Consider the following 20,406-nt stretch of genomic DNA (forward strand, 5'->3'; position numbering starts at 1 on the left):
CTAAAGATTCGAGCGCCGTAGCTCACCCTCTCCTGCCAAAACATGCAGCCGATAGTACCGGCATGCCCCAGGTCATGACTGTCAGACGTTTCTGAATTACCCCGAGGAAGGACCTACCGCTCTCGGCTAACCAAAGGTTACCCCGCGCGCCATGCCGGTCGCCGCTATGACCATCAGCAACACCAGCAATGCCTCTAAATGACTGAAGCGGGCAAACAGTTTTGCGCGCTTGGTATCAATTTCCGAGCCACGGACAAGCGCAATTCGCCACTTGATCAGCGCCACCATTGGAGCGACCTCAAGCAACAGAATCAGCATGAGGAGCGCCATCTTGAGATGAAACAGCGGCTGGTGAAGGTAGTAATCGGCACCTTTTTCGTAGCCACCAAAGGCCCGCAGCCCACCGGTGACCAGAAGGATGGCGGCGCTGATCCCCCACAGATTATCCGCCATCAGCACGCGACGAGCTTCTCCCGTCCCGGCCGCCACCCGGCTGAATGCCGCGCCTCGGGTCAAAACTGCCCAGAAACCCAGCGCAAAAGCCAGTAAGTGAATTGCCGCAAGAGACCAGTGAACCAGCATCGATAGACCCCCATCAGTCCGAGTTTGAGTTTGAGTTTGGCCCGTCAGTAATAGCTCAAAAACGCGGGATCTACCCGATTTGAGCCGGCGGCGCCTTGGCAGGAATCGGATATAGGGATTGGCAACAAGCGCTCGTACTTGTCTGACTACCGGCGATAGGCGGCACTGCCGGTCGAAGGGCACAGGGCAAATTTCAGGCAAAAAAAATCCCAAGCAGCTGATGGAAGCTTGGGACTTAAAAATGCATAAACCGTGGTGGTGAACGCGGGCCGATAATATCCCAACAACTCACTTGTAACAATATATTTTTATTCACTATTTGGTTAATAAAAATCGTAAGTCTTTAAATATCCGTACTATTTTTATGGTTCTTTAGAAATCCATAACCGAACCAAGCCATCGCACGACAAATCAGCAGACCTGATTGCCTGATTCAGAACGCGCACTTGCCCGTCGTTGAGGCCGCCAGATGTGACGAGCCCAGCGCGACGGCTGGGCTCCGGTTATTTTCTGTTTTCCATCATCCTGTCGGCGAGGGCTTTGGCTCTTTCAATAAGCAGGTTCTGCCTGTCTTCGTGAGTAGCCCCTCCTACGACCGGTGCCGTCAGATTGCTTTCCGCAATCAACGCAGCGCAGAAATATTGATCCCAAACAGCCCAGCCTTCAGATGCCTGCTTGTTCATTTGATCGGCGATCATATGCGGCTCCTTTTGGTGAGGTAGCACCGCTATCTTACGCCCGAATTGTGAGCAACCTGTTCTACTGAAGGCATTTATAAGCCAAAGAGGCGCGCGTCCCCTCCTCGTGTCACCTAACCAATACTTTCCAGCGTTGTATCTCAAATCCCGAAGCGCTCGAATGCCAAAAGCTGCAACAGGGGGGTAGCGGGAAAATGGCCAAAGAGAAACGCAGAAGAGAGATCAGAGCGGGTTAGTCGCCTCTATCGTCACGATCACGATCGTGATTGCGTGCATACCCCTGATCATTGTCGCGACGATCATATCTGCGGTAATGCCCCCAATCATCGTCATAGCCTCGGTCGTATCCACGACCATGATCATAACCCCGATCACGCCCGTACCGTTCTCCGTCGTCCCAGTGAGGCCCGCAGCCTCCCAACAAGAGAGGGCCTGAGATAGCCATGAACATTATTACTCCACGCTTCATTTCAACGTCCTAAAAGCAAAGGTCGCCGATATGACCGTGAGTCTGCTCAATGATTCACCGGTGAGATTTTGCAATGCAGCCACAAGAGCAATCGCCTTTTGCGACCCTTTAGAAACCAATAAACATTGGTCCAAACGGTTGCATGATGGGGGGAGTTTCCCGCAAAAATTCCGCCTCTGGCGTTCTGCCGACAGGTTCGCCAGACATTAAGAGAGGGAGGCAAAAAAATAGAAGTCCCGAAGCGAAAAATACACCGCCAGCCCCCGATAACTGGTCCAACACAAGAAAACGACTATCGTTGTACATATCGGTCCACTCTGGGCCAATAGTGTTCTGATGGAGTTTTTATGAATAGAAGGAATCTTACTATTGTGGTTACCACCCTTATTGCGGGAATCGTACCCATCACTTCTAGCGCTGCGCCTCTTACAGATCCGGTTTTTGCATTTGGCTTACTTGGAAGCTACAGCGTACTCGAATTCTCCGGACATAAAAACACCACCGAGCACATGCCGGAAGGAGGCCTATTTCTAAACTTCGGTAACAAAATGACGGCCCAGACCGGCTGGGTTTATCACGCAGAAGTCAGTGGACAGTACTCTGAAAAACAGGATCAAAAAGTAAAGGATGGCCAAGCCGACCTGGATCTTGGCTGGAGGATTGCCTTGAATTCACGCGATTTCATAGATGTCTTGCTGGGCGGCGGATACAAATGGAATCGATTTAATCCAGACTCTAACAAATACGACATTGATATCACCAACCGCACTTCTTTCGCTAAAGCTGCTGCGGGCTATAATCATCAGTTCAGCACTGCAATCGTGCGTATTGAAGCCGGAGTTCGAAAGGGAATAAACGGTGATGCACAACTAAAACTCCATGGAATCAATAGCGAGAGCTTGGATTTAGAAAACAGCACCAATCCTTTTGTTGAGCTGAGCTTCTTGTTTAATCCGCACGAATCGATTCCGATGATAGCATCACTATACTTCAACCGGTTCAATTATGACGTGGACGGCCAATTTGCAGTGACCGACCTCGACAAACAAACCAGGGATGAGTATGGCGTAAAATTCGGCATTGCCTTTTAACGCTCAGGTAGTTGAAGCCCCCTCACTCGGCGTCCTGCCGACCGAATACAACTCCATCCAAATCATCTTTTCGACAGCTACGCTTTCTTCGCCCACCGAGAATGAGCGCATGCCAAATTCAGACCTGATGCCCTCCCTGCTGCTCAAGATGATCGAAATCGAACTCGCACTCTTCAAGATGACGCTCGCGGTGCTCATGGCGCCGGAGTGAATCAGTCTTAATGACCACCATTAGCGTGAGGCCCTAGCCCCATCTAAGGGAAAAAACCCGTCATGTAGGGTGCTCCCCTACAGACAGCAGTTTGCAGAGCTGGCTTAAATCACTCACCAGCAAGGACGCATCTCAACCCTACACTCGCACCACTAAAGGCAGCCGAGTACGATGCGTTATGTAATCTTCATCTTCATAGCTATGATCGTTGTCACCCTTGGGGCAGCACTCTATGGCTGGTACAGCCACCTGCGAGATGACGAAAACTATGCCTATTCGCCCGAAAACCCCGTCAATTTAACTCCCGCACGCACGGCTGGCATGCCGCCAGCAGCCAGACTGCGACAGCGAGATCACGCCAGCGCGCCGCCCCCTTCGCCCAAAACTCAGGCGATCCGAATGGCCAATGGGCCCACCGTTGATTTGCCGAGCGATGAGTTCGAACTTGTCGGCATCGGCCGATAGGCAGGCATACTGCGGCAGCTCCAAAAGCTCTGGCTAAGCAGGTTGTCGATGAGTGCCCCACTTTCCACGAGGTCCGCGCTTTGGGGGCTATGCCAATGCCAGAGTGCCTCTTTTCCACTGCTATGCTGATAACATCTATTTCCTACAGTAGAGACGAGCAGCATGGCAGCAGAAGGCAAGCGATCCCCGCTCACTGTCAAAGGTATGGCCTACTCGGTCGGAGGCTTCCTTGTCGTTTGGGCAGTCACAAGGCTGCTCGACACTTACTTCGAACTGACGCTACTGGCAAATACCAAAGGCTGGCTGCTACGTGTTCGGGATTGGCTTTTGCTGGAAACGGCAATGCCGAATTGGTCGCTGCTGATGATTATCGCGGCTTTAATCAGCACTCTATCTGTAGCGATTTACTACACCCGCACCACTGACGGAGCTTACGGCGAATTACATGAGATAGAGCGAAAAGTTTACAAAAAAAACAACCCTCAGTTTCCACAGCTGACAGATAACCAAACGCTACTGATGGAGGCTTTAGCCTATCATGCAAACTTTAGAAAGATTGCAAATTTAGACTCTATTTGCAAACTTGTATCACTCAGCACCCTAGAAGTTGAAGTCGGTCTAAAGCAACTAGAAGTTAAACGTCTTGTGAAGCGAAGTGCGACACGCGGTACGTTTGGCTCCACCACCTTCTCACTTACCCTGGCAGGAAAGGATTATGCATTAGAGCGATTCGAGCTAACGTAATAAAGGTACACGAGACATAGCCTAGAGACACTTTTTCAGTAACTTAGTAACCCTACAGGCGACATGATTCACTTTTTGGATTATGGGGCCTTTAGAATAAGTACAAATAGATAGAAATTTGAACGCTTACTTCCCATGCTCACCAAAACCTCTCGATCGCTACCCCGCCACCACAAAAATGATAATCGGCCCGCAAACCGCCAGTAACACATTGGAAATTGCATAACACACAGTAAAACCGATCACCGGCGTATTGCTGCCGGACTGTTCGATGATCTTGTTCATCGACGCCGCTTCGGTCTGTGCCCCGGCCAGGGCACCGAACAGGATCATCGGGTGCAGGCGCAGCACGTAGCGGCCGAAATACAGGGCCACCAGCGGCGGCAAGATGGTGACTACTGCGCCGGATACCAGCAGTGCCAAGCCCTGCTCCTTCATGGCCGCAAATGCGGCAGGCCCTGCCAGCAGGCCAACCACCGCCCCGAACGCGGTCAGGCCGAATTCGGAAAATGCCCATTGTGCGGCGGGGGGCAATGCGCCAATTTCCGGGTGTCTTGAGTTGTACCAGCCAATCACCAGCGCAGCGACCAACACCCCGCCACCAATACCCAATTCCACCGGGATCATGCCGATATGCGTGGACAGCAACCCCAGCAATGAACCCAGTACCATCCCCAGCGTATGCACGGCAATATCGCTTTTGAAGCTGTTTTCACGAATCCGCCCCAAACGCTTGGCCAGTGCCTCGACGCTGGCGGTGCGGCCGGTCAACTTTAGCACGTCGCCCCGACGTAACACGGTATTGGGCAGCAACGGCAGCTCGTAGCCCTGGCGTGTAATGGTGTTGATGAAGCAGCCCAGGCGCCGAGTATTTTCCAGCCGGGATTTGGCCTGGTGAATGGTCTTGCCGGCAAACTCCGGCGATGTCAGGACGATATCGACCTCGCGGGTCGGAAACGAGAGCGATTCGGCATGGTCGATCTCCGGCCCCACCCACTGCGACAGCGGACCGACGGCTTCACGCAAGGCGTAGACCCCGACGATGTCGCCGGCCTCGAGGGTGAAGCTTTCATCACGCTCGATAATCAGCCCATCGCGCACCACCCGTTCGATGGTCAGCGACTCGTACATTTTTTCTATGTCGGCAATGCGCAGCCCATTCGCTGCACTGTTGCCCGCCACCTGATGCGCGCGCACGACAATGCGCGTGTACGGTACGGTGATCGCGTCTTCGTCCTTGGCGATTCCCAGTTCCAATTCCAGGTCACGGGCCGACGCCCTGAGGTCGACGCCCAACAATTTCGGCGCAACGCTTCCAACGAATACGATCAGCCCGATGGTGCCGAACAGGTAGGTGATGGCATAGGCAATCGCCATGTGGCTGTTGAGTTGAGCCTTGGCCATGCTATCGATCGTCAGCTGATTAATGGCACTGGTGGCCGTGCCCATGATCGCCGTATCCGTCAATGCACCAGCACCGAGCCCAGCGGTGAAACCGGCATCGAAGTGGAATATCGCGTTCATCAACAAAATCGAGCCCAGCGCGGTTGCACACAGCACCACGCTGAGCACCACCAGCTTTAACGTACCGCGGTTGAGGCTGCCGAAGAACTCTGGCCCGCTCTTGAAGCCGACCGCGTAGATGAACATCACAAAAAACACCGATTTCAAACCAGTCGGTATTTCCAGGCCGATCTGGCCGATCAGCAATCCCATCAAAAGAGCGCCCGCCACCGACCCTAGGTGAAAACTGCCGATACGAATACGACCGATGAAGACACCCAGTGCAATGGCCAGAAATACCGCAATTTCCGGATCAGTACGCAAGGCATGAAGCAGAAACTCAAGCATGGTATGAACTCCCTACAGTTCTTATAGTTCCTTCGATTCTTGCGCGGGTGCGGTAAACCACTGGTCCTTGGGTACCCATTTTTCTTCACTCGGATCGCCCAGATAATGCGGCGACATGATCTGCACGCCGTATTCGTTGAACACGTCCTGAATATTGGCGTGCAACATGCTGAGTAACACCGCGCGCGGTCGTGGCTGGCTGGGTATGGCCTGAGCGACCAGCCGGTATTCGGGATAGAAGTCGGACAATGCTGTCTGGAACACCTGCGCCGGTGGTTCTTCGAGGACACCGGGAGTACGCCTGGCGGCTTCCAGCAACATGGCTTCGACCTGCCGCCACGGCGTGTCGTAACCAATGGTCACCACGGTATCGACCACGTAACCAGGGCCTTTCACGGTCCGCGAATAGTTTTTGGTGACCGTCCCGGTGATCATCGAATTGGGCAGGGTCAGCACTTCCCCTAGACCGGTGCGAATGCGCGTAGTAAACATCCCCAACTCTGTAACCGTGCCTTCGTATTCACCAATGCGCACGAACTCACCGGGGCGCAAGGTGCGGGTGTACGTGAGGATCAATCCGGCTGCCGCCTGCCCGACCACGCTGGTTGCACCTAGCGAGATCATCAGACCGATCAACACCGACAAGCCTTTGAATGCATCGGTACCGGCGCCGGGCAAATAGGGATAGGCCATTGCCAGGGCGAACAGCCAGATTGCCAGCGAGGTCAGGCGCTGGGTCGGTTGCAGGGTTTCCTGACTCAGCCAACTGAAAGTACCGGGCGTCGCCATGCGCCGCAAAATCCGCCGAGCGAAAGCCGTGGTACCCCGAGCAATGAAGAAGATGGCCACCGCCACGCCTAGCCCGGGGATGGCCCCGAGTATGCCTTGCAGCAAATAGTCGACGAGTTCCAACAAGTAGTTATTGAGGCTTTCACCCCAGGGTCGGGTATAGGGAAAACGCGACAGGGCAAACCCTAACCACTCATAGGTGAGCAGCAACACGACGAACCAACGCAGCACCCCCAGCAGGCGACTGACCAAGGGGTACAGGTAGTTGGCATCGATGATCTGAACCCGCCCGATTTTCAGCGCCTGAGTATGCCGATGCATCAAGTCAGGTAGTTTCCTCAGCAGTCTGCGGCGTAGATACGCCATCCCCCACAGCAAAGCGACATAAATGCACGTCGCGAGCGCAGCGGCCCCCAGCGACCGGAGAATCGAGCGCAGGCTGCGTGCTTCTTGGGTTTCGGTCACCACCTGACGCAGTTTTTCAGCTGCCGCTTCGGCGGCCTGCTGCACTGACTCGTATTCAGTGGCATCGACGTCCTTGGGCGAAACGATAAAGGCACGTTTGGCGCCCAGCAGCACCAGGTAACTGTTCTGAATCGAATCGAGAGTGACACGCAGATCGTCGGCATCATCCAGCGCTTCATTGATTGCGGTTTTCGCCCTTTTGACCCTGGCTTCAGGCGCTTCGCCTAGCAGCGCGGCGCGGAACACCATGATGCTGCGATTGGCGATTTTCAGTTCGACGGCCGGGGCATCAAGCGGTTTCGCAGTGTCCTCGGCCCATAGGAGGACAGACCAGAACATTCCCAACACAACCACCAATGTTGCGAGCAACCTGCTGCGCATGCGCCAGTTCCTTACTTCACAAAATTCAGGCCAAGGGTACGTATCGCAGCGTAGTTCAGTGCTGAATCGTTGTCAGATTTGTGCGGGTAGAGCTGCTCTTGATTGCTCACAGCAATATTGAGCCCGCTGGCCCTCAACGTCATCATGGAGGCGGTTCGCGCCTGCGAGCAGAACAAGTACTCTTCCTGCTGTCACAAGACGCCAGCGTAATCACCGGCCAAACGTTGTTCGTCGATGGTGGGGCTTCGATTGGCCGCTCACCGTTTTAATGAAAAAAGGGCGATTGACCCGTGTAAGCTTCTAGTCAGTCGCCCCCCTGGTGCTGCAAAGCTAGAGAATCCCGGCGTCTCAAAAGAGAAGACGTGAAAAGGTCAACGCACTTCGCGCCAATACTGATTGGCCGCTGCGATCACTGCGAACTCAGTCGCAACGATTTGCGCTACCTGCAGCAGCATCGCCGGATCTTCAGCGTAAATCGGCCGCAGTCTTGAGCGGACCACGTCATCTGGTTGCGTGACCTTAATCGACAATCGAGCCATTTTCACCGCTAACTGGCGACCTGCTTCTGCTGTAGGGACGATCAAACTACCACCAGGTACAAGTTCGATATTGCTCATCGGATTTTCCTCATAAGGTATTTTGATACGGTTGGAATTTTGCGGAAATCAGCCTTTTTCTAATGTGAGCCTCTTTTGAAGCGAAAAAAGTATAGGTCAAGACAGGTATGAGGGCAGGCGTTTGAGCTACTTTAGACCGCACCAGCCATTCTCGTTACTCTTTGACGGGAATATCAATAAGAGATCAGCATTCGAGTAGGGACAGCTAATACCAATTAGCACGCCTTTGAATCGGCAGTCCCAAGCTGTCTTTAAACGAGTTCTTATACGAAATTGTGAAATACCGTAGATAAGGCCTGCTGTGCCCTACTCCTTCTGCAGTGTCAACTTCGGATCGTTTTCTGCGGCCAGAAGCGGACCTCCCTGACCAGTAAATCCACAACTCAAACCGATCATTTAAATGTGTTCCAAGAGCAGCCATCATCGTAGGAAGAATATTTCTGCTGCTAAGCTTTACAGCGTGTATCAGAAGAACAAATCCTAACCATATATAGCTCTTTTCTGGGCAGTCATCATGGGAAAGCGCTACCGCTTACATAGGAGGCAACATGAAATACCTGAACACCCTCGCCTTCAGCATTGGCCTCGGTCTATTCAGTGCGGGTATCGCACAGGCTGACGAGGTGATCGCGCAGGTCGGTGACGACTCCGTAGGTGAAGAATTCGGAGCAGGCACCGGCGTGCTGGTCGGTGGAGCAGCGGGTGGCCCGCTGGGTGCGCTAGTCGGAGCAGGTATTGGTCTATTAGTCGGATACGAAGTGCAATCTGCTAGTGGTCTGCAGGGGCATGCTTACAGGGTTCGTAACAGTAACGGTGAAGAGCACGTGTATCGCTCTCCCAACGAAGAGTTTGTGGTTGGACAACAGGTCCAAGTCAGTGGTATGCGTCCACATGCCGTGACGCCTTGAGCAATTCATTGCAATGCGAAGACGTGAGCCCGCTCCGGCGGGCTTTTTGTAATCTGCGTGATAGCGCCAACAGCTTCCCGACCGCCTCATTCTGAGACCATCCTAATTCTCCCCCCAAAGGCAGGGAAAATTCTCACACAAGAAAAGGGGGCTTTCAGCGTCACTTTGCTCAGCGTGAACGAACCCGATACTTTGTGAACGTTCTGAAGAAATCCAAGACAACAAAAAAGGGCCCACCTTTCGGTGGGCCCTTCTAGACCGCCCAGCAGAGCGGATTTTGTTTGGTAGGCGCGATTGGACTCGAACCAACGACCCCCACCATGTCAAGGTGACCCCGAAATCAATGCAAGGTATTGATCCTTAAGGAAAAATAGGTGTTTTTGCGAGGGTACAAATTCGGCACATCACCCTATAAGAATCAATAACTTAGCGTTGTATATTCCTACAGTGGTCAGCCCCAAACCACTCACACGCCACTGATGCAACAGTACTATCTGGAGTTGGCTACAGGCCTCGTGGTTCAAGGGTAAGCGTTGGCGATTGTCTAAAACCCTAACCCGACATAAGCGCCTTTCGGGCCAATGAAACCGAGCAAGGGCGAGGTAGTTTTAGACAGCGTTTCACCCTCCCCCCGGCGTCCTGCCAACCGAACGCAATCCCTATTTTTCGAAGTATCGGGCGCCGCTAGCTGAAGTAACCGGCAGACGGCCTCAGCGATTGAGCTTGGTAATCTTTGAACCCTGCAATCCCAGCCCGGCCATTAAGCCCTTTTGATCAAAGATGAACGCATAGACATCGGACTGAGCCGTTGAAGTAGTCAACGACTTGGCCATGCCTGAATCTACGACCACGATGCTTGGGCCCACGCCGACCTCAAATCCATTAACACTTTTCAGATCGTTCATTGCTGAATAGGTCATGAAGAACATCACGTAACCAAACCTCTGCACGCCCGCCTGAAGGCCGTATGAGGCTGCTGTGGTCGCGTAGTATCCCGTGACTTTTCCGTTTTCAATCAATTCGCCTTCGCCGTGCTGTGCGCCAGCGATGAGGCCCGCTTTCAGCACATCAGGGAAAACGAGGATACCTTTGGCTCGCTGCGCGAGGGCGCGCGCTTGCGGCGTTTTGGCATACAAACTCTGTAACGCCGCCTTCGCGTCGCGGTCCATCTCGGTGTTCGCAGCCATCGCACCCGAGGTGGAACTTGATTGATACGTATGGCAACCGGAAATGATCGCGAGGATTGAAATGAGTGCCATCATTTGAAGGTATTTGATCATGAGCAATACTCCGTTTCTGCGCCTGCCATTGAGGAGACTGCGTGACGACAGTCATTGCGGATCAAAGACTGACGGGGTCGACATTCATGGTGTCACTACTCACAAACAATAGACGTTAATCGGATTAAGCGGTTGGTCACATCAATGACATAGCGATGTATATTCCCACGGTAGTCCCCCCATTCCCCGGCGTCCTGCCGACCGTATGCCTCTACCCTCCTTTACGATTGACGACTGCTACGCTGAAATCTCCACGGAGGATTTCGCGATGCCAAACTCAGACCTGCTCCCTTCCCTGCTCTACAAGATCAATGAAAATCAGCTCGCCTTGGAAGCCGCCAGGAAAAGGGAATCTGATGGCCGTGCTACACGGGCGGGAAAAGGGCCCACGCACCCGCCGCAATCCCAGCCGTGAGCTGCTGGCTTTTGCTCAACGCTTGCGTGGCTGCCTATGTCGACCTATCGTTAGATTTCATGTCTTACGAGGAAATTTTTGGGTTGTAAGCGAAATAATATCCCCGGTGAGCGAACGGTCTGGAGCCGTGAGCGGCTAATGACCGGAAAACGAAATGATTGAGTACTCTTGAATGGGAGGAAGATCATGATTCGCAAGCACTACTTGACCGCCCTGGCGACACTGGTCATTACCGCTGGCGTGCAGTGGGTGTCGGTGCCGGCCTACGCCACCGACCAGTCCAATCAACGGCAGGATGCGCGGGATACGAAGCAGGAAGGACGCAACACTGCAAGGGACACAAAGCAGGCATGCAAGTCAGGCGATGAAAAGAGCCGTCCAGAATGTCGCCAGGACAAGCGCAACACCAAGCAGGATACGCGCGGCACCGCGCGGGATATCAAATATTAAGCGTTAAAAAAAATCCCGCCCCAACTCTGTAAAAGGGGGGTGAACGTTCCAGGAAACGGTCAGGGGCACGCGACGACATCACGGCATGGCGAAGGCTTTTCGGGGCCGATTGCTGCTGGTCACTTGACCGGCAGCTTCGATAGCCGTCCTTCGCAAAGGAACGCGTTTGGTCGACTTCTTCCCTTCGTGGGGAGCCTCCAGAATCCACCATCGACATGCGCCTATCACGGAAGGCGCGACATTTAATTATGACGGCATCACGGGTGAATGTGGGGGTTCAGCCTTCTCCTTGATGCCGTCAAACCCTCGCAATTCCCCGAATTCACCTAACCTCGCCCGAACAATTGGCCCAAGAATTGGCCCAGCCCTCTCCGGCGTTCTGCCGACCGAACACAATCCGTTCGTGCACCATTTTTCCAGATGCTACGCTCACGCCTCCACGGAGGAATTGCTATGCCAAATTCAGACCTGCTCCCTTCCCTGCTGTTCAAGATCAACGAAAACCAACTGGCGCTCGAAGCCGCGATCATGGAGCTGACGATTTGGGTTGAGCAAAGAGGATCAGCGGAAGTAGCCGGCAACGTTCGCGGCGCCCTGCAAACGATCGACAAAAACGAAGAATTTATCAAAATGAGCCTCGCAGTACTCATGGCACCGGAGTGAGCACGCAAGGGCATCAATCGACTCGAAGCGATTTTTAGCACGGTCCGTCCTGCTACGCTTTTAATATCTCGAATGGATTCGGAATCACTCACAAAACTCAGTTAAGGTTGCGAAACGTGAGAGCCAGATTGATTTGGGCCACCATCATCATCGTGGTGACTGGTGTGATGACGTATAAGTTCATGGAATGGACATCTATCGAGAGCGAGCGAAAGGATACGGTGTGCAAGGCAGCACAGCAGCATATGAATACCCTGGAAATCCGAGCGCGAGCGATGGCTGCGGGACTGTCTATCGAAGCTTACGCAGAGGCCGATAATACTGAGGTGGACAAATTGGTCAGCGCGCTGGATACCGCAAAAAATGATGCTGAGATTGAAGCTGTCAGCTTGCTGATGGCACGCGAGTGACTGCGATCGGCCAAAAGCGGTCACTTCAGTAGGCATCACCCTTGTCGCCAATAATGAAGGGGGGTACGGAAATCCTGTCCATCTGCCTGTCGATCAGACCGTTCAAAGGCCAACAAATGCGCACTTGACCTGAACCAACAGCCCCGGACTGCGCAACACGTCCGGGGCTGACGCACGTTTCGATACCGTTTCAGCAATGGGTGAGGGACAGGAACAGGCGAACATCCGAGTGTCCGCCCGCTCGAGCGCGACAGGATCAGTCGCCGTAGATATTGAAGCTGAAGTATTTGCTGGCGATTTTGTCGTATTCACCTGACTGCCGGATCGCGACGATCGACGCGTTGATTTTCTGCACCAGGTCGTCCCCCCCTTTACGCACGCCGATCGCGACACCGTCTCCGATGATGCTCTTGTCCGTGATCGCAGGCCCGGCAAACGCGTAACCAGCGCCTCGAGGCGTCTGCAGCAAACCGATATCGCCTTGAACCGCCGCCTGGAAAGACGCTTGCAGGCGACCTGTGATCAGGTCTTGAAAGATCTGATCCTGAGTCTGGTAGGACTGGATACGAGCGCCTTTCGGGGCCCACTCGCTTTTTGCGTAAGCCTCTTGCAATGAGCCCTGGATGACCCCGACAGACTTGCCTTTCAACGAGTCGTCACCTGGCAAAATCCCGGAATCGGTTTTTGCAATCAACGCAGAAGGGGCTACGTAAATCTTGTTGGTGAAATCCACCTGCTGACGGCGTACGGGCGTCGCACTGAACGCCGAGAGAATGGCATCGAACTTCTTGGCCTTCAAAGCAGGGATCATCGAGTCGAAGTTCTGCTCGACCCACACGCACTTGACCTGCAGATTTGCGCAGATGGCCTCCCCGAGATCGATGTCGAATCCACTCAGGGATCCATCAGGCATCTTCTGCTCGAAAGGCGGATAGCTGGGGTCCACACCGAACTTCAGTGTGGGCTCGGCCTCGGCACCGAGGGCAACGAAGAGTGATGCCAATGTGAGTGCTGATGCAACTTTCTTGTTCATGTCAAAGCCTCGCTCAACGGGGGTCAATGTTTCACGCATCTTTCTTCAGGAAGGACTCGGCCAGCCGGACCCAAAACTCCGCACCGCGCATGAGTATTTCGTCGTTAAAGTCGTATCGAGGATCGTGGATCATGCAGCCCCCTTCCCCGTCTCCGTTCCCCAGAATCAGGTAACAGCCCGGACGCTCTTGCAGGAAATAGGCGAAATCTTCGCTGCCGTTAAAGGGGGTGATGTTCTCGAGGACCTCGCAATCGCCAAGCCAATCCCGAGCCACGCTCGCGGCGAACGCCGTGGCGGCAGGATCGTTCACCAACAAGGGATAATCCGCGCTGTATTTGATCTCTGCCGTGGCGCCGTAACTGGCCGCTTGCGACTCGATCACGCGAGTGATGTCGATCTCGAGCTGATCGCGAACCTGCTGATTCAGCGCGCGCACCGAGATGAGCATGTGCGCGCTGTCGGGGATCACATTGGACGCCCGACCAGCGTGGATCGCGCCCACGGTGATGACACTCATTTCCTGAGGAGAGACGGTTCTGGAGACCAACGTCTGCAAGGCCATGATGATGCTCGCACACACCACGATCGGGTCGACGGTCAGATGAGGCATCGCACCATGCCCGCCCTTCCCCCGGATGGTTACATCGACCTGATCGGCCGACGCCATGAAGGCCCCCGGGCGAAAACCGAAGGTCCCGGTCTTGTAGCCCGGCATGTTGTGCAGAGCGAACAGCGCATCACAGGGAAACTGCTCGAGTACCCCTTCCCTGATCATCTGGCGCGCCCCGGCCAGGCCTTCTTCCGCGGGTTGAAAAATCAAGGTGAGCGTGCCATTGAAGTGACTGCGCTTTGCCAGGGCATAGGCCGCCCCCAGCAGCATCGCCGTATGGCCATCATGGCCACAGGCATGCATCTTTCCGTCGACCTGGCTGCGATAGGGAAGGTGCGTGTCTTCATGGATCGGCAAGGCATCCATGTCGGCACGCAGCCCGATCTTGCGAGTTCCGCTTCCTCGAGTCAACACCGCGACGACACCGGTCTTGGCGATCCCACGGCTCACTTCGTATCCCCATGAGGTCAGCCGTTCGGCCACCAGATCGCTGGTCAGGTACTCCTCGTAGCCCAGCTCTGGGCGGGAGTGAATCAGATGGCGTATCTGCTGGATTTCATCTTGCACTTCAAGCAGTTCAGGAATGGCTAAGGACATTGGCGTGCTCCTACTGGGCAGACGCTAGGAAAATAAAGGGCTGAACAGGTCGCGAGGGCGCCGGGTTCAGCGCACTCGCATACGCCAAGGCTACTTCAACCGCCCCGACAGGAACTGGCCCAGGCGCTCACTCCGGGGGTTGGTCAATACTTCTGCAGGGTTGCCCTCTTCTTCCACCAGGCCCTGGTGCAAAAACATGACGTGATTGGAGACATGTCGAGCGAACCCCATTTCGTGGGTGACCACAACCATGGTTCGCCCTTCTTCGGCCAGCGCTTGCATGACCTTGAGGACCTCACCGACCAGTTCGGGATCAAGCGCGGACGTGGGCTCGTCGAAGAGCATCACCTCAGGTTCCATGGCGAGGGCTCGGGCGATCGCGACCCGTTGCTGTTGTCCGCCGGACATGTGGGACGGGTATTTGTTTTCAACGCTCGCGGCCAGGCCCACTTTTTCCAGGTACTTGCGTGCCCGCGCTTCTGCGTCTTTTCGGCTCAGCCCCAACGCCTGGATGGGCGCCTCGATGACGTTTTCCAGCACCGTCATGTGCTGCCAGAGGTTGAAGTGTTGAAACACCATCGCCAGCTTGGTTCTCACCTTCTGAAGCTGCCTGGGGTCCGCCACGATCATCGAACCTGACATGTCCAGCCGGGTCCTGATTTCCTCGCCGCTCACGGTGATTTTCCCGGCACAGGGCTGCTCAAGAAAATTGATGCAACGCAGGAAGGTGCTCTTACCGGAACCGCTGGAACCGATGATGCTGATCACATCGCCGGCTTTCGCATTCAGAGAGACGCCTTTCAATACCTCGTGAGGGCCGTATTTTTTGTGGAGGTTTTCTACGTTCAGCTTGTGCATCGTGCTCTCCATCAATGTGTTTGAGGCTTCAAAAACGCGAGCCAACGGGACTCGCCCTTGCGGAACAACCAGATCAGTCCAAACACCATCACGGCATAGAGCGCAGCCGCGACGCCAAATGCTTCGAAGGTTGCATAGGTTTCAGCGTTGACATCTCGAGCCACTTTCAAGAGGTCGGGCACGGTGGCGGTGAACGCCAGGGTCGTGGAGTGCAGCATGAGGATGACTTCATTGCTGTAGGCCGGCAGCGCTCGCCTCAACGCCGAGGGCAGAATCACCCGTTTGTAGACCTTGAACGACGACAGGCCGTAAGCCCGGGCGGCTTCGATTTCCCCATAGGGCGTGGCCCGGATGGCCCCTGCGAAGATCTCGGTCGTGTAGGCACAGGTGTTCAAGGCAAACGCCAGTAACGTGCAGTTGAAGCCCTCTCGGAAGAATGCATCCAGCAAGGGCTGATCACGCACGTAGCTCAGACTGTAGACGCCCGTGTAGAGAACGAGCATCTGGATATACAGCGGCGTGCCTCTGAAGACATAGGTGTAGAACCACACCGGCCCGCGAATGAACGGGTTCTTCGCCACCCGCGCTACCGACATGGGAATCGAGAGCAGGAAACCGATGGCGATCGAAGCGACCAACAGCCACAACGTCATGGCGACGCCGGACAGCTGGTAACCATCCGTCCACAGGTACGCTTTCCAGTATTGGGCAATGAACTCATGCATGTTCATAGGTCCGCCTTCCTCACGCCCGCCGAATAGTGAATCTGCAGCCAGACGAGAACACCGTTGGACACGGTGGTGATCGCCAGATAAATGAGACCGCCGACCAGGCTGAAGTAGAACAGCTGCATCGAGCTTTTACCGGCATCCTGGGTCACCTTGACGATGTCCGTGAGGCCAATGATGGAGACTAAAGCGGTCGCCTTGACGACCACCTGCCAGTTGTTGCCAATGCCCGGCAGGGCGTAACGCATCATTTGCGGAAACATGACTCTGCGAAACGCTTTTGCCGGCGTGAGGCCGTAAGCGATCGCGGCTTCGTATTGTCCTGCGTGAACGGATTGATACGCCCCACGAAACGTCTCGGTGAAGTAAGCGCCGTAAATGAAACCGAGCGTGATGACCCCTGCCAGAAACGGATTGATGTCAATCTGATTGAAACCGAGTGCCTCGGTGATGTTGTTCAGCCCCATTTGCAGGCTGTAGAACAACAGCAACATGATCACCAGATCGGGCACGCTGCGAATCAGCGTGGTATAGGCCGTCGCCAGATTTCGTAGCATTCGACTCTTGGAAAGTTTGGCGGATGCGCCTATCAAACCCAGCACGACCGAGAACAGCATGGACAGTAATGCCAGCTTGATCGTGGATATTGTCCCGTCGAGGATGATCGACCCGAACCCTTCTAGAAACATGGCTCTCGTTCCTAAATGAAATGATCGTGCGCGATGGGCGCCCAGGAAAAACCTGGGGGTCCACCGTTGAATTCAGAAAAAAACCGTGAACTCAGTTGTAGATGTCGAACGAGAAATACTTGTCGGCCAGCAGTTTGTACGTGCCGTTTTCATGCAACGCCTTGAGCGCCCCGTTGACCGCAGTCTCGAGCTCGTCGTCGCCCTTGCGCAGCCCGATCGCAATGCCTTCGCCCAGGATCTTTTCGTCTTTCACCTCTGTCTTGGAGAAGGTGTAGCCCGCGCCTTTGGGCGTCTGGATAAACCCGATATCCGCCACGGGTGCATCCGTCAGCGTGGCATCCAGGCGGCCAGACATCAGGTCTTGATACACCAGGTCCTGCGTCTGATAGGACTTGATGACGACACCACCCGGGGCCCAGGCCGATTTCATGTAGGCCTCCTGCGTGGTGCCTTGCGTCACCCCCACGTGCTTGCCCTTCAGCGACTCGACCGTCGCATCGAGGTCGCTGCCCTTTTTGACGATGAGCTTGGTCGGGGAGTTATAAAGGCGATCGGAAAAATCGATCTGCGCTTTACGTTTTTCGTTGATCGACAGTGCGGACATGATCCCGTCGAACTTCTTCGCCCGTAGCGCCGGAATGATGCTGTCGAACGACGTTTCGACCCACACACATTTGGCCTTGAGCTGGGCGCAGATCGCGTTGCCGAGATCGATATCGAAACCCACGAGGCTGCCGTCAGGCGCCTTGGACTCGAAAGGCGCGAAGGTCGGGTCCACACCGAACTTTATTTCCGTCAGGTCCCTGGCCATGACACCGGACGAAACGACAGCGAATACGGTAGCTAACACAATCTTTTTCATATTTTTATCCTGCTTAGCTAATCAATGGTTTTGCATGGGATTTACGTTCTTCGATCACACACAGACGGTGTCTGCCATTCGCCTCCCTATCCGCCAAATAGCCGGCCATCCTCACACTCGCGCCTCGGATCAGGGCTTGGACCAGAGCAACGGGAACCGCGCGTGTTCCATCCTGGCCCCGGCCGCGAGTTCAGCTTCGAGCCCCGGGAAGTCAGGAGATGTTTTCCACTGCCGTGGCGCATGGGTAACGTCATCACCGAGGAAGCGCACCGAGAACGCACGCCGACGTCTGTTGCCCCCCACCCCACCAGAGGCATGCAATGTGAGCATGTGGAAAAACACCACATCGCCCGGATTGAGCTCCCAACCCAGAATGTTCCATGCACTGCGATCCGCTTCGATGTCAGGCAGGTCGCTCAACGTGCCCTCGGGAAACCACTGGGCCTGGCTGTCCATGAAGCTACGGGGCATCAGCCAGGGCCCTAGATGCGATCCGGCGACAAACTCCAGCGTCGACTCGCGGGCGACCGGGTCAATCGGCATCCACATGCTGCAGTTCTGACGGCCATCGACGTTGTAGTACGGTTGGTCCTGGTGCCAAGGGGTGCGCTGGCGCGTGTTCGCTTCCTTGACCAGTAGGTGGTCGTGATAAAGCCTGGCGGTGTCACTTCCCATCAGTTGCGCGGCAACATGACCGACCCGGCTTTCGAAGATGAAGGCCTTGTAGGCATCGATATCTTCCCAATTGCAGAAGTCTTCAAAGAACCAGCCGGGATCGTCCGGGCGGCTGGCGACCTTGGCGCGAGGGCTTGGATGTCTGAGATTTTGCTCGATTCCTGTTTCCAGCAACGCCACCTCTTCTGGAGAGAACAGTTGGCGAACGCACACTGCACCATCACGTTGAAACGCCTCCTGCGTTCCGGCGGGAAGTTTAAATGCTGAGACTTGTTCCATCTGGCACCTCTAAGCAAATACGTTACTTATTAAATGAAAGTTCAATTATCATTCGCCAACACGCTACCGCCCAACACGCACTGTCGACCGGCCGTTGAAAACACATCACCCACTGATGATGTTTAACTCACGAGTTTCTTGTAGTGATAACGAAGATGGTCTTCTATAAAAGAAGCGATGAAGTAATGACTATGGTCATAACCCTGACGCACCCTGATCTCGAGTTCGCAGCGACTGTTGCTCATCGCCCCCAGTAACGTGCCCGGTTTAAGTTCTTCATCGAGGTATTCGTCGGCGCCGCCAAACTCAACGAGGATCGATAAATTCGACTGGCAACTCGCTAATAACTCAGAAGCATCCCAAGACAGCCAGGATTGTCGATCGGCACCCAGGTAGCCAGAAAAGGCCTGGATCCCCCAGGGAGAACTGGCGGGATTACAGATCGGTTCAAACGCCGATATCGAGAGATACTTCTGCGGGTTTCTCAATGCACAGACCAATGCTCCGTGACCGCCCATCGAGTGACCTGAAATGCCACACCGACCTGACGTCGGGAAATGGCGGTCGATCAGCTCGGGAAGCTCATTCACCACGTAGTCGTACATGTTGTAATGATCGGACCAGGGTTTCTCGGTTGCGTTGACGTAGAAACCGGCGCTTTGCCCGGACACCCACTCTTCGGGAGCCGAGTCAGGAATTTCGCTGCCGCGAGGACTGGTATCAGGGGCGACAATGATCAGGCCCAAGTCCGCTGCGACGCGAAGCGCACCCGCTTTTTGAACGAAGGTATCTTCATTGCCCGTCAACCCTGCCAGCCAATAAAGAACAGGGAGCCGAGGGCCAACGTCAGCCTGCGCAGGGAGAAATACGGAAAACGTCATCTCGCACGCCACAGCGCTGGACACATGCCTGTACTTGTTTAAATGGCCGCCAAACGATTTGCTGCTGGAAATAAGTTCCATGGTCATCTCTCGCGCTCGTGACCGCGCGACTGTCGACAGGACTCAATTACCTGCCGACATCGCACTGATGCAGGCCGAGCGAACGGTCACTCGACCCTACTGCACTTCGAGGGCTCAGACAGGCCTGAAGCAGTAAGCGGCCAGCTTGTTGCCGTCCAGATCACGGGCGTAAGCGGCGTAGGCATGTGGCGCCCAACCACGAGGACCTGGCGCGCCTTCACAGACACCGCCAGCGGCCAGGGCGGCCTTGTGGAATGCATCGATCGATGCGCGATTCGGTGCTTCGAAACTGACGGTCACACCGTTCCCTACACTGGCAGGCGCACCATTGGCAGGTTTGAGGACAAAAAAGGAAGGTGCAGCTTCACCCCAGATCGAACCGTTATCATCAAGGTCGGCAATGCGCTTGAGATTCAACTTGCTCAAGACTTCGTCATAGAAGTCACGGGCTTTATTCAAATCATTAGTGCCGACACTAACGTGTGTAAAAATGGCCATGTCTGTCTCTCTTGTAATTGTTATTTTCGTTGTCGATCAATTTAATGACCGCTCTGTCGCGAATGCACCATCAATGCCTTCGCCGTCAGTGCATCCGTGCCCATTGTTAAAACATTACGCAGCTCA

The 20,406-nt window shown here is 54.7% G+C and carries 21 protein-coding genes, 1 tRNA gene and 1 pseudogene; 7 read left to right on the forward strand and 16 right to left on the reverse strand.

Translation table 11 applies throughout. The annotated features are described in order from the left end of the window. Window positions 1–126: 126 nt before the first annotated feature. Window positions 127–582, reverse strand: a complete 456-nt coding sequence (locus AC3ISI_RS18435) for a DUF2214 family protein (RefSeq protein WP_489333212.1) — start codon at window positions 580–582, stop codon at window positions 127–129. 503 nt (window positions 583–1,085) lie between these two features. After that, window positions 1,086–1,280, reverse strand: coding sequence for a hypothetical protein (locus AC3ISI_RS18440; RefSeq protein ID WP_489333213.1), 195 nt, complete (start codon window positions 1,278–1,280; stop codon window positions 1,086–1,088). 816 nt (window positions 1,281–2,096) lie between these two features. Between AC3ISI_RS18440 and AC3ISI_RS18445 the strand changes: the two genes are divergently transcribed. Together AC3ISI_RS18445 and AC3ISI_RS18450 are read left to right on the forward strand one after the other, a co-directional pair. After that, window positions 2,097–2,840: a hypothetical protein gene (locus tag AC3ISI_RS18445; RefSeq protein ID WP_489333214.1), complete on the forward strand. Its 744-nt coding sequence runs from the start codon at window positions 2,097–2,099 to the stop codon at window positions 2,838–2,840. Between the two features lie 838 nt (window positions 2,841–3,678). Continuing rightward, on the forward strand, window positions 3,679–4,260 hold the full coding sequence (locus AC3ISI_RS18450; protein WP_489333215.1) for a hypothetical protein: 582 nt from the start codon (window positions 3,679–3,681) through the stop codon (window positions 4,258–4,260). Between the two features lie 159 nt (window positions 4,261–4,419). On the opposite strand, the gene aspT is transcribed toward AC3ISI_RS18450, so the two are convergent. Then, a complete protein-coding gene (gene aspT / locus AC3ISI_RS18455) occupies window positions 4,420–6,111 on the reverse strand; it encodes an aspartate-alanine antiporter (RefSeq protein WP_489333216.1) in 1,692 nt (563 codons plus the stop codon). Window positions 6,112–6,132: 21 nt separating this feature from the next. Continuing rightward, on the reverse strand, window positions 6,133–7,746 hold the full coding sequence (locus tag AC3ISI_RS18460) for a mechanosensitive ion channel family protein (RefSeq protein WP_489333217.1): 1,614 nt from the start codon (window positions 7,744–7,746) through the stop codon (window positions 6,133–6,135). 167 nt (window positions 7,747–7,913) lie between these two features. Between AC3ISI_RS18460 and AC3ISI_RS18465 the strand changes: the two are divergent. Next, window positions 7,914–8,015 (forward strand): annotated as a pseudogene (locus AC3ISI_RS18465) (SDR family oxidoreductase); the annotation flags it as partial. 102 nt (window positions 8,016–8,117) lie between these two features. Here the strand turns inward: AC3ISI_RS18465 and AC3ISI_RS18470 are convergent. Continuing rightward, entirely contained in the window at window positions 8,118–8,363 is a 246-nt protein-coding gene (locus tag AC3ISI_RS18470) for a hexameric tyrosine-coordinated heme protein (protein ID WP_489333218.1), read from the reverse strand. A gap of 548 nt (window positions 8,364–8,911) precedes the next feature. Between AC3ISI_RS18470 and AC3ISI_RS18475 the strand changes: the two genes are divergently transcribed. Next, the gene (locus AC3ISI_RS18475; protein WP_489333219.1) at window positions 8,912–9,271 is read left to right on the forward strand and encodes a hypothetical protein; all 360 of its coding nucleotides are present in this window, start codon (window positions 8,912–8,914) and stop codon (window positions 9,269–9,271) included. Between the two features lie 282 nt (window positions 9,272–9,553). Here AC3ISI_RS18475 and AC3ISI_RS18480 read toward each other — a convergent pair. Beyond that, window positions 9,554–9,681: transfer RNA gene (locus tag AC3ISI_RS18480), tRNA-Val, on the reverse strand. A gap of 300 nt (window positions 9,682–9,981) precedes the next feature. Then, entirely contained in the window at window positions 9,982–10,551 is a 570-nt protein-coding gene (locus AC3ISI_RS18485) for a lipid-binding SYLF domain-containing protein (protein ID WP_489333220.1), read from the reverse strand. A gap of 601 nt (window positions 10,552–11,152) precedes the next feature. Here AC3ISI_RS18485 and AC3ISI_RS18490 point away from each other — a divergent pair. From AC3ISI_RS18490 to AC3ISI_RS18500, 3 genes are all read left to right on the forward strand, one after another. Then, the gene (locus tag AC3ISI_RS18490; RefSeq protein WP_489333221.1) at window positions 11,153–11,416 is read left to right on the forward strand and encodes a hypothetical protein; all 264 of its coding nucleotides are present in this window, start codon (window positions 11,153–11,155) and stop codon (window positions 11,414–11,416) included. A 453-nt stretch (window positions 11,417–11,869) separates the two neighbouring features. Next, window positions 11,870–12,079 (forward strand): hypothetical protein, encoded by a 210-nt coding sequence (locus tag AC3ISI_RS18495; RefSeq protein ID WP_489333222.1) that lies wholly within the window; start codon window positions 11,870–11,872, stop codon window positions 12,077–12,079. A gap of 128 nt (window positions 12,080–12,207) precedes the next feature. Then, a complete protein-coding gene (locus AC3ISI_RS18500) occupies window positions 12,208–12,489 on the forward strand; it encodes a hypothetical protein (protein WP_489333223.1) in 282 nt (93 codons plus the stop codon). A gap of 256 nt (window positions 12,490–12,745) precedes the next feature. On the opposite strand, the gene AC3ISI_RS18505 is transcribed toward AC3ISI_RS18500, so the two are convergent. The 9 genes from AC3ISI_RS18505 to AC3ISI_RS18545 all read right to left on the reverse strand — a co-directional run bounded on the left by AC3ISI_RS18505 (window position 12,746) and on the right by AC3ISI_RS18545 (window position 20,280). Beyond that, window positions 12,746–13,522 carry an ABC transporter substrate-binding protein gene (locus AC3ISI_RS18505; RefSeq protein WP_489333224.1) on the reverse strand — a complete coding sequence of 259 codons (777 nt, stop codon included), beginning with the start codon at window positions 13,520–13,522 and terminating at the stop codon, window positions 12,746–12,748. A gap of 31 nt (window positions 13,523–13,553) precedes the next feature. Then, window positions 13,554–14,729, reverse strand: coding sequence for a M20 aminoacylase family protein (locus AC3ISI_RS18510; protein ID WP_489333225.1), 1,176 nt, complete (start codon window positions 14,727–14,729; stop codon window positions 13,554–13,556). Between the two features lie 90 nt (window positions 14,730–14,819). After that, window positions 14,820–15,587, reverse strand: a complete 768-nt coding sequence (locus AC3ISI_RS18515; RefSeq protein WP_489333226.1) for an ABC transporter ATP-binding protein — start codon at window positions 15,585–15,587, stop codon at window positions 14,820–14,822. Window positions 15,588–15,598: 11 nt separating this feature from the next. Beyond that, window positions 15,599–16,312, reverse strand: coding sequence for an ABC transporter permease (locus AC3ISI_RS18520; protein WP_489337750.1), 714 nt, complete (start codon window positions 16,310–16,312; stop codon window positions 15,599–15,601). Window positions 16,313–16,314: 2 nt separating this feature from the next. Beyond that, the gene (locus AC3ISI_RS18525; protein ID WP_489333227.1) at window positions 16,315–17,004 is read right to left on the reverse strand and encodes an ABC transporter permease; all 690 of its coding nucleotides are present in this window, start codon (window positions 17,002–17,004) and stop codon (window positions 16,315–16,317) included. 91 nt (window positions 17,005–17,095) lie between these two features. Beyond that, window positions 17,096–17,866, reverse strand: a complete 771-nt coding sequence (locus AC3ISI_RS18530; RefSeq protein ID WP_489333228.1) for an ABC transporter substrate-binding protein — start codon at window positions 17,864–17,866, stop codon at window positions 17,096–17,098. A gap of 129 nt (window positions 17,867–17,995) precedes the next feature. Then, on the reverse strand, window positions 17,996–18,820 hold the full coding sequence (locus AC3ISI_RS18535; RefSeq protein WP_489333229.1) for a phytanoyl-CoA dioxygenase family protein: 825 nt from the start codon (window positions 18,818–18,820) through the stop codon (window positions 17,996–17,998). Window positions 18,821–18,942: 122 nt separating this feature from the next. Then, window positions 18,943–19,788 (reverse strand): S-formylglutathione hydrolase, encoded by an 846-nt coding sequence (fghA, locus tag AC3ISI_RS18540; protein ID WP_489333230.1) that lies wholly within the window; start codon window positions 19,786–19,788, stop codon window positions 18,943–18,945. Window positions 19,789–19,896: 108 nt separating this feature from the next. Beyond that, on the reverse strand, window positions 19,897–20,280 hold the full coding sequence (locus AC3ISI_RS18545) for a VOC family protein (protein ID WP_096510388.1): 384 nt from the start codon (window positions 20,278–20,280) through the stop codon (window positions 19,897–19,899). Window positions 20,281–20,406: the final 126 nt, after the last annotated feature.

The sequence above is a fragment of the Pseudomonas sp. GL_139_B genome (assembly GCF_057834475.1).